We start from the raw sequence: 11787 nt of genomic DNA, 5'->3' as shown, positions 1-11787 counted from the left end.
GATTGGAAATTCAAAATACAACAAGCTGAGTCTTAATCTGACCAGCGGGTCCAAAGTTGTGGACACAAAGGTGATTGACCTTAACATTCACTATACAGCTCAGATAACATCAGCAAAAGTCGAATCAGGAATGGTCAATGTGAGCGTTAAAAACACATCAAGCGTTGCTGCTAATCTATTTTTTAATGTTTTCAAGCCTGATTCCACAGCACAGGGCGGGTGGAAATCAATCGGTGGCAGAAGTTTATGTGCTGCGCCAGGCCAGACAGTTATTGAAAATGTTGTTGCTCCTCAGGGATGGCCAAGCAGTCCCAATACTTTAAAAGTGATTCTCAAAGGTGGAGTTGATCAGCTCGCAGAGAAGATAATAAATCCACAGTGAAAAATTTGATAGACGATAAAGAAAAAAGGGTTTATAAAAAAGAAAGTAATAATAAATATAATCTTCGCGATTTGTATTTTCTATGTATATGAGAGTAAAATTTGATAGAAAAATTAGTAGGAAGGCTGAAAAATCGTCATGAGAAAGGTTTTTATATTAATATCCTTTTTGATGTTTTTCTGTTTTTCTTGCGCGAGCATTCAAGACATTGAAAAGAAAAAAGCAGAAGGCGATGCTATAATCGAGACCTTCAATCATCCATGGGAAAAGGTTTTTGACGGAATAAAATTTGTCATCAGACACAGCGAAAATAATCTAATAAATATGGTATATAGATCCACAGTTACAGATTTCAATAAAGATGATAAGACAATAATTGTTAATTATATCTCTATGGGCACTATAGATATGGGTATATTTTTAGAGCCATTAGATAATTCAAAAACAAAAGTGTATTTTGTTAAAGGAGCATTCACAGGATCTTTGTTGAGAGAGACAAGAATAAAAACTATTATCGAAGAGACGCATTATTTCCTTGCTCACGGCGAGGAGGCATACCGCAAATATACGCATGAAAAAGAAGCTAAGAGGCAGACAGAAACACTTAAGGAATAAAGTTTGCCATCTATCTTAAAAAAACCTAAAAAAGTATACATGTTTTTGATAATTGAAAAATCATCAGGAGGATGAGATGAAAAAATCATTTGGACCGAAGACGTTGATTTATCCAACGCCTGTCTGGGTTATCGGCACTTATGACAAAGAAGGGAAACCCAATGTCATGACTATTGCATGGGGAGGAATATGCTGTTCAAAGCCCCCGTGCGTTGCTGTTTCTATGAGGAAAGCAACTTACACTCATGGGAATATTATGGAGAGGAAGGCTTTTACTGTTAATGTGCCTTCTGAGGCATACGTTAAAGAGGCTGATTATTTTGGAATAGTCTCAGGCAGAGATACGGATAAATTTTCTGCTACAGGACTCACTCCTTTAAAAAGCGAGGTTGTTGACGCGCCTTATGTTAAGGAGTTCCCTATGGTTCTGGAGTGCAAGGTTATCAATGTCGTTGAGATCGGAATGCACACGCAGTTTATCGGAGAGATAGTTGATGTTAAGGCTGATGAGGCTGTGCTTAATGAAAAAGGGCTTCCTGATATAGAAAAAGTAAAACCGATTCTCTTTGCTCCTGAGACACGCGCTTATCAAAAAGTCGGCAGTTATATTGGCGAGGCTTTTTCTATAGGGAGAACTTTAAAATAGGCTTATTAAGCTCGGAACATAAAATAAACTGCTCCGACAAGACACAAGCCTGCCCACAGATAATCCAGCTTTAGCGGTTCTTCGAGATAAAAAACAGAAAACGGCACGAATACTGAAAGAGTGATTATCTCCTGAGTTATCTTAAGCTGTCCGACAGACATTACAGAATAGCCGATCCTGTTTGCAGGGACCTGCACAAGATATTCAAACAGCGCAATGCCCCAGCTCACAAGGGCAGCGATCAGCCAGTATTTATTGTTCAGCTCTTTGAGATGCGCATACCAAGCAAACATCATAAAGATATTGCTTATGGAAAGCAGGATGATCGAAATAAAAACAGGTTTCAATTTTGTTGCTCCTTATCTTGATTTTTTCTTCAACATTCAGTCTTTATATTTTTAGAAGCTTACTCCGTTCTTATTTTTTATGATGTCCGCTATTTCCTTAAAGCCTCGCTTCTGCGCCAAATCAAAGGGTGTGTAGTCTTTAGCATTCTTTAAATTCAAATCTGCGCCTTTTTCAATAAGCAGTTTTACAAGGTCTAGGTCTCCGTAAGAGACTGCAGCATGAATAGGGGTGTCGCCAAAGCGGCCGACTGAATTGATATCCGCTCCACTGCTAATAAGCAGCAAAACGATTTCTTTCTTTCCTTTATCTACAGCTCCATGCAGCGGAGTGTCGCCTTTGTTGTCTTTAGCATTGACGTCTGCTCCTTTTAACAGAAGGAGACGCGCAAGCTCGGTATTCCCTGATCTGCAGGCAGCCCTGAGCGGCGTGTATCCGTAGATATTTTTCATGTTTACATCAGAGCCTTTTTCTATGAGCATCTGCGTAATTTCTAGATACTGTTGGTGAACAGCAGCATACAGTGGAGTGTTGCCTTCTCCATTTTTTGCATTAACATCAGCTTTGTGAGAGATAAGTATTTTGACTATATCTGCGTGTCCGTAATGGGCTGCATTATGCAGAGGCGTGATACTATATTGACTGTCCTTGAAATTTACATCGGCTCCCTTTTGTATGAGTTCACTTACAACATTAAGGTCGCCGTTGCCTTTGTTGAGATAAAGAAAAAGCGCTTCAGAAGGAGATGGTTTCTCTGATAATTCTGGATGACTATTTTTATTGCTGCCGACAGCTTTATCTGTAATATCTCCGCTTACAGCCGAAGCAGAATAAAAAAAGAGAAACAACAATATACAAAAAATAAATATTCTATTCATTATTCTGTCTCCGATCTATTTTAGAAAAATAAGGTTATTACCACTTCTGCTGCATGATCTCCGCGCGTTTTGTTTTGAATTCTTCCTCGCTGATAAGCCCGTCTTTTTTCAAATTCTCTAGACTGCGCAGCTTCTGCATCGGGTTATTTTCAGGAATATCTTCATGGGGACAGGATTCGGTTTCAATATCAATCAAAGACAATCCTTTTTTGCGTTTCAGGTTGAGCGCATGATAAACCAGCATGAAGATAACAATTCCAATCCACCCACACATAAAGACATAAAATACAACACGCATGATAGCAGGAGCATCATTCTGGGAAAGAACGCTGCTGATTAAAATAAGAAAGCCTATTCCAAAAAACAGCAGGAAGATGAGGCCGGCAATCGATCCTGCTGATAGAGTCTTGCTTGGTTTCAAGGAAGTTCTCAATTTTATTTTCTCCTAAGTTCTTCTCTCGGTTACTTGCATTGGTATATTAAACTGCTAATTCTCTCTTGGAATCAAATGAATTATACCATTTCTGACATTCGTGGGTTATGATCAACAGCTATTTAGGATTTTTTAAACGCCATTTGACAGTCTACATTCTTCTTGTAAACCTTAAAAAAATTGCCTATACTTCTTGAAAGAGATTCTACTGCCCAGGCTTATATAACTGAAAAACAAGGAGGAATAAAAAATGACAGGATATGTTGGACATATTGAAAAAGCAACTCTCGATAACGGCTACTTCCGCAAAGTATTATTTACAGGCAAATACAGCCAGCTTGTTGTAATGTGCTTGCAGCCAAATGAAGAAATTGGCAACGAGGTTCACAAAAGTGTAGACCAGTTTTTCCGCATTGAAGAGGGAAATGCAAAATTCATCTTTAATAATGGCAAAGAGGAACATCTTGTCGGTGACGGTGACGCTGTTGTGGTGCCTGCCGGAACTTTTCACAATGTTATCAATGCATCCTCGACCAAAAAGCTTAAACTGTATACGATTTACACTCCGCCAAATCATCCTGACGGGACAGTGCATAAGACGAAAGCCGAAGCAGATGCAGCGGAGGCAGCAGAACATCACTAAAACAAATCAAAAGGTTTTTCACAGTCCAAAATTTTTAGGCAGATTTTTTTGATGCAACTATCAAGTTTGAAAAAAGGCGGGCATCTTTATTCTCCCCGCCTTTTTTGTATTAACCAAGAATTGTTTTCAGGTCTTCGTCAGGTGTTGATATCGGCTTTATGTCGAACTTCTCAACAAGCACATTCAGCACATTGGGTGTGATGAACTCGGGCAAAGATGGACCGAGTCTTATGTCCTTTATACCGAGGTAGAGCAGTGAGAGCAGTATAGCCACAGCCTTCTGCTCGTACCATGAGAGTATCAGCGAAAGCGGCAGGTCATTGACTCCCACATTAAATGCCTTTGCGAGCGCAACAGCTATCTGAACTGCCGAGTATGCATCATTGCACTGCCCGACATCCAGCAGTCTCGGTATACCGCCTATGTCGCCGAGCTCCTTGTCAAAGAATCTGAACTTGCCGCATGCGAGTGTAAGCACAACGCAGTCTGATGGAACCTTCTCAACAAACTCCGTATAGTAGTTGCGGCCTGCCTTTGCTCCGTCACAGCCGCCCACGAGGAAGAAGTGGCGTATCTTTTTAGCCTTGACAGCGTCTATCACAGCGCCTGCAACACTCATTACAGCATTACGTGCGAAGCCTGTCATTACGGTCTTGCCTTCGGAATCTGCATCAAATCCAGGAAGCGCAAGCGCCTTCTCTATGACAGGTGCAAAGTTTCTGTCAGCTATATGCTTTACTCCAGGCCACCCGACCAGCCCGCATGTAAATACATTTTCTTTGTACGACTCAGCAGGCTTCTGCAGGCAGTTTGTGGTCATCAGAATAGCGCCCGGAAACTGTACAAACTCGTTGTGCTGATTCTGCCAAGCTGTGCCAAAGTGTCCGTAGAAGTGAGGATATTTCTTGAGCTCAGGATACCCGTGGCATGGGATCATCTCGCCGTGAGTATAGACATTAATGCCCTTGCCTTCTGTCTGCTTGAGTATCTCTTCAAGGTCTTTGAGATCATGTCCTGAAACAAGTATCGCCTCGCCTTTTTTGTGTCCGAGCGGAACCTTTGTAGGCACAGGATGTCCATAAGTGCCTGTGTTGCCTGCATCGAGCAGCTCCATTGCCCTTATATTGATCTCGCCGCACTTCATGCAGAGGCCGAGGTATTCATCAACACCTAGATTTTTGTTGAGTGTGGATGCAAGGGCTTCCTGCATAAATGAATATACAGCGTCATCCTCCTGACCAAGTATCTGAGCGTGGTCTGCGTATGCAGCAACGCCCTTGAGTCCGTATATAAGGATCTCTCTGAGTGAACGAAGATCAGGGTTCATGGATGGATCAGAGTTTACTCCAACAGACTCTCCGAGTTTTACCATATCAGAAACAGAGTCGGTTACATTAAGATTTGCAGCGTCATATTTAAAATCAACATTGCCGCCCGCTGCCTTAACCTTTGCCTTTAGAGCCTCTCTAAGCTCAACAGTCTTTTTGAGCAGGTCCATGAATCTTGCCGGATCGAAATTAACATTTGTGAGTGTTGAAAAGAGCGCCTCTGCTGTAAATACATTCACAGCCTTGTCATTTACTCCTGCCTTCCTGCCTTCAACAGCATAAAGGGACAATCCCTTCAGTGTATGCAGAAGCAGATCCTGCAGGGCTGCTACATCAGGCTGTTTGCCGCAAACACCGGCCTTTGTACAGCCTCCTTTAATAGTCTGTTCGCACTGATAACAAAACATTCAAATCTCCTTCTGCAAGTTATTTTGGAATCGAAGCCTTGAGTTTAAAAGAAACGGGTTTTAATTTATATGATTTAAATCATAGGCTTAAAGATAGATTAATTTAAGTGCAGAAAAATTAATCTTAAACTTCAGGTTTTAACTGTGGGAAGAGGATGACGTCTCTTATTGACTGAGAGTTTGTAAGAAGCATAACCAGTCTGTCTATCCCGATTCCTTCACCTGCTGCAGGAGGCATACCGTGTTCTAGCGCGCGCACAAAATCCTCATCCATCCACATTGTCTCCTCGTCGCCTTTTTCCTTAGCTTCAACCTGCTTCTGAAATCTCTCCCGCTGATCCATCGGATCATTCAGCTCTGAGAATGCATTTGCAATCTCTCTGCCTGCAACAAAAAGCTCGAACCTCTCTACTAGTTCTGGTTTATCAGCTTTTCTCTTTGCAAGAGGCGAAAGTTCAACAGGATAATCGATTATAAATGTCGGCTGGATTAATTCTTCTTCAACTTTTTCCTTGAATATCTCATCAAGAATTTTTCCTAGCGATGCGTTTTTTTCTATTGGGATTTTATTGCTCCTCGCCCATGCCCCTGCCTTTGAGGCATCCTTGAATATATCATCGGGCACCCCTTTTTCTTTGAGAGCATCAAGCATCGGGATGCGTTTCCATGGAGGAGTGAAGTCTATCTCATGTTCTCCAAATGGCACCTTTAACCCTCCGCTTATTTTCTGCACAACTCCTGATATCATCTCCTCAGTAAGAGACATAAGATAATTGTAGTCTTTGTAAGCGATATAGAATTCAAGCATAGAAAATTCAGGATTATGTTTTGTAGAAATGCCTTCATTCCTGAAATTCTTGTTTAATTCATAGACTCTTTCATATCCGCCGACAAGCAGGCGTTTAAGATAAAGCTCAGGAGCTATTCTCAGATAAAGATCGATATCTAACGCATTGTGGTGTGTCTGAAAAGGTCTTGCAGCAGCGCCTCCGGGTATCTGATGCATCATCGGTGTCTCTGCTTCTATAAATCCCTTTGACTCCAGAAAATCCCTGACTGATTTAATAATAGCGCTTCTTTTTTTGAATGTTTCCTTTACCTCGGGATTTACTATCAGGTCAACATATCTCTGCCTGTATCTTGTCTCTATATCTTTTAATCCGTGCCACTTCTCAGGCAGTGGTCTGAGTGATTTTGTGAGAAATTTTAAATCATCAACTTCGACTGTCAACTCATTTGTTCTTGTCCTGAACAAAACTCCTTTTACCCCGATAATATCGCCCATGTCTAGTTTTTTTACGACATCATATTTTTCATTCAGCCTGTCTTTCCTGAAATAAACCTGGATCTTGCTTGTTGAATCCTGAACATGTGCGAATGCTGCTTTGCCAAAATCACGTATTGTAATAAGCCTTCCTGCTATTGTGCATGAGACAGGAATTGCCTCGAGTGTCTCTTTTGAAGATGATTCATATTTTGCAAAAAGGTTGGCAGCATAATCCTTGACTTCGAATGCACTGCCAAAAGGGTCAATGCCCATTTCCTTCAGTTCTCCGAGTTTCTTAATCCTCTGTTCTATAAGTTCATTAATCTCTTCGGTCATTATTCTCCCTTTAATTTCAATCAATAAATTGTGTGCAATTATAATGAGTAATTTTAAATCAAGTCAAGGCAGAGGGATAAACGGTTCTATTCAAGTCTTCTGTATATAAAGCTCCCAAATTCCCTCATCTTCTTTTTTTACTGATTCGAATTTATATCCTTTTTTCTCGATCCATTTTGGAATAGAACCTTCCGCAGACCCAGGCGCATCACAGATTACTTTAAGTGTCTGTCCTGTTTTCAGCTTCTCGACAGCTTGTTTAGCTAAAAACAAAGGATAAGGACAAGCCCTTCCAAGAACATCCAATATCTGGTCAGGTGTCTTACTGCTTAATTCTCCCACTTTAATGCCTCCAACAAATTTATTCAGACACAAATATTTTAAAATTTAAAACAAAAGAAGGTGCCTCGCATCATCGATGATCTTTTGTATCTCTGAAAAAGGCGCAACATTTATTTTTTTCTCAGCTCCCATGTCTTTTGCGTCAGCAAGTGCATCCTCAGGTATGCCGAATTTTTCAAGGTCTTCTTTGCACACATAGACATCAATATCACTGAGCAATGCGTTTTTGATATGAGTCTCGGAACTTGTCAAATCATAAACTTCCGCAGACTTCTGATTCTTATGCAGACCAAGAACTCCCTCTCCTACAAAACACAATGATGGAGTAACTGTGTCCCCGTCATTCAGAATTATATCCAGTGTCTGATAAGAGATTGCATGAGTTATTGCCAGCTTTGAAGGCTCATTTTTGTACTGTGGTGTCTTGATGAGAAAAACAACTCTTACATCAGCCATTATTCCTCTCCTATCTGAAGAACCCTGTCTGCTTCATGAATCTTAGCAAGAAACCAGTACATTGTATTCCATTCTATTCCTTCTATTTTATCTGACATGCGCAAGCCTCGTGCTACACTGCAAGCCTCGCATGTACATATTTTGACTCCCTGCTCAACCAAAGTCTTCAGATATTTTTCTGCAGTAGAATAATCTTTTAAATGTTTTTGCTTGGACTGCACGGAGCTGACTGCATTTCCTGAAAACCAGATATTTACCTTATGCCCTTTTCTGGCAGCGGCATCGGCAAGTCTGAGCATAAAGTCATATGACATATTCCCCGAAGCTGATGCAAAACAGCCGATTGTTAAAACTCCCATGTCATTCTCCTAGAGCCAGATAATTTTTTCATAGTCATTGAATATAAGATCAACGATATTGTCATAATCGACAATCTTGATCCTGTTATCGATATTTTTTGTGTCTATCCCTCTTGCTTTTAAGTCATCTGAAAGCACATATAGGAAGGGGGTCTTATCAAGAAGAAAGGAAGGTTTGCCGTCTTCTTGCAATGCCGCATGATAAACTCCGTTTGCAACAAGTATAATCCCCAGCTTTTCAGCCTTGATCCTGTCAAGCAGATCGTTCTTAAGCTTGTAATCGCTTACTAAAACACCAAGTTTCATAATATACCCCTGAATTAAGTTCACTATTAATATAACTTAGTTTGAGTTCAAATTCTATATAATTGAATTAGGAATGCATAAAGACTTACAATGCTCTATGGATAAATTTAAGCTTAAATCTTCATTCGAACCAAAAGGCGACCAGCCGAAGGCAATAGCAGAACTAGAAGAAGGCATAGAAAAAAAACTGCAGCATCAGGTTCTTCTGGGCGTTACAGGTTCAGGAAAAACCTTCACGATTGCAAATGTGATAGCTGATATTAACAGACCTGTGCTTGTGATAGCGCACAACAAGACACTGGCTGCACAGCTTTATGGCGAATTTAAGGAAATCTTCCCTGAAAATGCGGTCGAGTTCTTTGTGAGTTACTATGACTATTACCAGCCGGAGGCTTACATCCCTACAACAGATACATATATAGAGAAAGACTCTGCAATAAATGATGATATTGACAGACTGAGGCATTCAGCAACAAGGGCAGTGCTCGAAAGAAGAGACACAATAGTTGTTTCATCAGTCTCATGCATATACGGCATAGGTTCTCCTCATGATTATATGGACATGCATCTAATCATCGAAGAAGGCATGAAAACAGAGCGCGATGACATCTTAAGACGTCTTGTTGAAATGCAGTTCAACCGTTCTGATGTTGATTTTAGAAGAGGCTCATTCAGGGTGCGGGGAGATACTGTCGAGATCTATCCTTCATTCTCTCTTGATAGGGCTCTTCGTATTGAATTTTTTGGAAATGAGATTGATGCCGTCACTGAATTCGATTCTCTCACTGGCGCAAAGATAAAAAGACTCGAGAAGATCGCAATCTTTCCAAACAGCCACTGGATAACTCCAAGAGAGAAGCTAGGACCTGCATTAAAAAAGATCGAGGCTGAGATGAAGGAAAGGGTCGAGTTTTTTAAACAACAGGGACAGATATCTGAAGCAAACCGCATTGAACAGAGGACAAGATTCGATTTAGAGATGCTAAGGGAATTTGGTTACTGCCACGGCATAGAAAATTATTCAAGACATTTAAGCGGAAGGTCTCAAGGAGATCCTCCATACACGTTAATAGATTATTTCCCCAAGGATTTTCTTATAGTGATCGATGAATCACATGCAACAGTCCCGCAGATCGGCGGCATGTATGAAGGAGATCGTTCGAGAAAACAAACGCTGATAAATTTCGGGTTCAGGCTTCCGTCAGCCTTGGATAACAGGCCTCTTGCATTCAAGGAATTCGAGCATAGAGTGCATCAGGCAATATATGTTTCTGCAACTCCGGGGAAATATGAACTCGAAAAAACAAAAGGCAGGGTTGTTGAACAGATTATAAGACCAACCGGCCTTATCGATCCGAAATTAACTGTAAGGCCTGTAGCATCACAGGTTGACGACCTGCTTGGAGAGATAAAAAAACGCATAGAGAAAAATGAGAGAGTTCTTGTTACAACACTCACAAAAAAAATGGCTGAGGATTTGACAGACTATTATTCGAACATCGGTATAAAAACAAGATACCTTCACTCAGACATAGAGACACTCGAAAGAATAGAGATAATAAGAGATTTAAGACTTGGCAATTTTGATGTGCTTGTCGGAGTTAATCTCTTAAGAGAAGGGCTTGATCTGCCTGAGGTCTCACTCGTTGCGATATTTGATGCTGACAAAGAAGGGTTCCTGCGCTCAGAGCGCTCTTTGATCCAGACAGCAGGCCGCGCAGCAAGGAACATTAACGGCGAGGTTATACTCTATGCAGACAACATAACAGGCTCTATCAGAAAAACACTCGATGAAACAGAACGAAGAAGAAACATACAAAATAGATACAATAAAGAGATGAATATTACTCCAGAGACAATCAAGAGCACCATAAAAGACATCCTGAGCTCAATATATGAATCTGATTACTGGACAGTTCCTGCTGTTGCAGAGGAAAAAGCAGAGTATGGAGACAATGAAGAGACGATCAAGAGATTAGAAAAGGAGATGAAAGAATCAGCAAAGAAACTGGACTTCGAACGCGCAGCAGCCATAAGAGACAAGATTAAGGAGATTAAGAAAAAGATAATTGAAGTAGGAATTAAAACAGACTAAATAAAATCAAAGATTTTAAAAAAATACTAGAATCATTAAAGGCGGGGATTATCATCCCCGCCTTTAATGATTTATTAAAAAATGTTATTTAAGACTTGGCAGATTCTTTGGCTGCACAGGAGCCTTATCTAATGTTTTGCTTTTTTGTTGGGTTATTGCCCGCATTTTGTCAAAATCCTTTGGCTCAAAAACTTTTTCACCAAGCACCTTGCTGTCTTTTCTTATAACAATGCGAAGGAATGTGGCGTCTGTTGCAGTATAATTGGCTACTATTGTACCTACAGCCCCAGCTTTTACAGGAAAGAGCGCTGCCGCAAACTGGTATGTCCAGTTTTGTGGTAATTTGTCTTTTGTTATATAGCCGATAAGCTCAAAATTATTAACATCAAGATCAACTCCGCAGTTGTTTGTATACTGAAGCCATACTTTTTGTCCGTCATACTTGTAGTTGTTTTTAGGAATGTAGCTGAACTTCACTTCCTTGAATTCGATGCAGTTTGAAGACAAAGTTCCTGTCTGTGCGTATGCTCCGGTAAAAAACAGAGAAACGATGATCGCTGCTAATGCTAATTTGAACTGTAATTTCATGCTCTTGGTTCCTCCCATTCATTTTATGAAAATAAAATAAAGTATACTTCAAAGCCGAATTTTTTACAAAAAAATGTTTATGAATTCCCCCTGTACTCCAGATGCTTAACAAGCAAATTAACCTGCCATTCTGATAAAATAATCAAGCTTGGGAGTGCATAGGGTTCTGGTGTCCCTCCTGGACTTCAAATCCAGTGTTTCCGGCCATAAACTGGAATGGTGGGTTCGATTCCCACGCGCTCCCGCCAAAAATTGAAGATGCCTGACAGCCACGGACATAAGAAAAAAGATGCAAGCCAGATAAAAGAGATACGCGCTCTTGCAAAGGAATTCACGCCAGAGCAGATTGAAAGCTGCATAA

15 protein-coding genes and 1 tRNA gene are annotated in these 11787 nt (G+C 40.6%); 6 read left to right on the top strand and 10 right to left on the bottom strand.

Going from position 1 to position 11787, the window contains the following annotated elements:
- The 3 genes from LLF28_05500 to LLF28_05490 all read left to right on the top strand — a co-directional run.
- Positions 1-382, top strand: a 382-nt coding sequence (locus tag LLF28_05500) for a hypothetical protein (protein MCE5194899.1), incomplete at its 5' end; no start/stop codon positions are given.
- Positions 383-520: 138 nt separating this feature from the next.
- Complete coding sequence (locus LLF28_05495; protein MCE5194898.1) at positions 521-997, top strand: hypothetical protein; 477 nt, start codon at positions 521-523, stop codon at positions 995-997.
- 76 nt (positions 998-1073) lie between these two features.
- Complete coding sequence (locus LLF28_05490; protein MCE5194897.1) at positions 1074-1643, top strand: flavin reductase family protein; 570 nt, start codon at positions 1074-1076, stop codon at positions 1641-1643.
- A 5-nt stretch (positions 1644-1648) separates the two neighbouring features.
- Here the strand turns inward: LLF28_05490 and LLF28_05485 are convergent, their stop codons facing one another.
- The 3 genes from LLF28_05485 to LLF28_05475 are packed head-to-tail and all read right to left on the bottom strand — an operon-like array spanning position 1649 to position 3299.
- Entirely contained in the window at positions 1649-1990 is a 342-nt protein-coding gene (locus tag LLF28_05485; protein MCE5194896.1) for a DMT family protein, read from the bottom strand.
- Between the two features lie 51 nt (positions 1991-2041).
- Positions 2042-2866 (bottom strand): ankyrin repeat domain-containing protein, encoded by an 825-nt coding sequence (locus LLF28_05480; protein ID MCE5194895.1) that lies wholly within the window; start codon positions 2864-2866, stop codon positions 2042-2044.
- 37 nt (positions 2867-2903) lie between these two features.
- On the bottom strand, positions 2904-3299 hold the full coding sequence (locus LLF28_05475) for an SHOCT domain-containing protein (protein MCE5194894.1): 396 nt from the start codon (positions 3297-3299) through the stop codon (positions 2904-2906).
- Positions 3300-3549: 250 nt separating this feature from the next.
- Here LLF28_05475 and LLF28_05470 point away from each other — a divergent pair, with 250 nt between their 5' ends.
- Complete coding sequence (locus LLF28_05470) at positions 3550-3942, top strand: cupin domain-containing protein (protein ID MCE5194893.1); 393 nt, start codon at positions 3550-3552, stop codon at positions 3940-3942.
- Positions 3943-4051: 109 nt separating this feature from the next.
- On the opposite strand, the gene hcp is transcribed toward LLF28_05470, so the two are convergent.
- The 6 genes from hcp to tusB all read right to left on the bottom strand — a co-directional run bounded on the left by hcp (position 4052) and on the right by tusB (position 8743).
- Complete coding sequence (gene hcp, locus LLF28_05465; GenBank protein ID MCE5194892.1) at positions 4052-5677, bottom strand: hydroxylamine reductase; 1626 nt, start codon at positions 5675-5677, stop codon at positions 4052-4054.
- A gap of 124 nt (positions 5678-5801) precedes the next feature.
- Positions 5802-7280 carry a lysine--tRNA ligase gene (lysS, locus tag LLF28_05460; GenBank protein MCE5194891.1) on the bottom strand — a complete coding sequence of 493 codons (1479 nt, stop codon included), beginning with the start codon at positions 7278-7280 and terminating at the stop codon, positions 5802-5804.
- 90 nt (positions 7281-7370) lie between these two features.
- Complete coding sequence (locus LLF28_05455; protein MCE5194890.1) at positions 7371-7622, bottom strand: sulfurtransferase TusA family protein; 252 nt, start codon at positions 7620-7622, stop codon at positions 7371-7373.
- Between the two features lie 45 nt (positions 7623-7667).
- A complete protein-coding gene (locus LLF28_05450) occupies positions 7668-8078 on the bottom strand; it encodes a DsrE family protein (GenBank protein ID MCE5194889.1) in 411 nt (136 codons plus the stop codon).
- Positions 8078-8437 (bottom strand): DsrE family protein, encoded by a 360-nt coding sequence (locus LLF28_05445; GenBank protein ID MCE5194888.1) that lies wholly within the window; start codon positions 8435-8437, stop codon positions 8078-8080. The genes LLF28_05450 and LLF28_05445 overlap by 1 nt, the downstream gene beginning before the upstream one ends.
- 9 nt (positions 8438-8446) lie before the next feature.
- Positions 8447-8743: a sulfurtransferase complex subunit TusB gene (gene tusB, locus LLF28_05440; protein ID MCE5194887.1), complete on the bottom strand. Its 297-nt coding sequence runs from the start codon at positions 8741-8743 to the stop codon at positions 8447-8449.
- Positions 8744-8840: 97 nt separating this feature from the next.
- Here tusB and uvrB point away from each other — a divergent pair, with 97 nt between their 5' ends.
- Positions 8841-10838 (top strand): excinuclease ABC subunit UvrB, encoded by a 1998-nt coding sequence (gene uvrB, locus LLF28_05435; GenBank protein ID MCE5194886.1) that lies wholly within the window; start codon positions 8841-8843, stop codon positions 10836-10838.
- Between the two features lie 84 nt (positions 10839-10922).
- Here the strand turns inward: uvrB and LLF28_05430 are convergent, their stop codons facing one another.
- Complete coding sequence (locus LLF28_05430) at positions 10923-11426, bottom strand: hypothetical protein (protein MCE5194885.1); 504 nt, start codon at positions 11424-11426, stop codon at positions 10923-10925.
- A 150-nt stretch (positions 11427-11576) separates the two neighbouring features.
- On the opposite strand from LLF28_05430, the gene LLF28_05425 reads away from it, so the two are divergent.
- Positions 11577-11674: transfer RNA gene (locus LLF28_05425), tRNA-Sec, on the top strand.
- Positions 11675-11787: the final 113 nt, after the last annotated feature.

This window comes from Nitrospiraceae bacterium (assembly GCA_021373015.1).
GTDB lineage: Bacteria > Nitrospirota > Thermodesulfovibrionia > Thermodesulfovibrionales > UBA1546 > JAJFTJ01.
The sequence above is the reverse complement of the archived record's forward strand: the minus strand, read 5'-3'. Positions and strand labels throughout refer to the sequence as shown.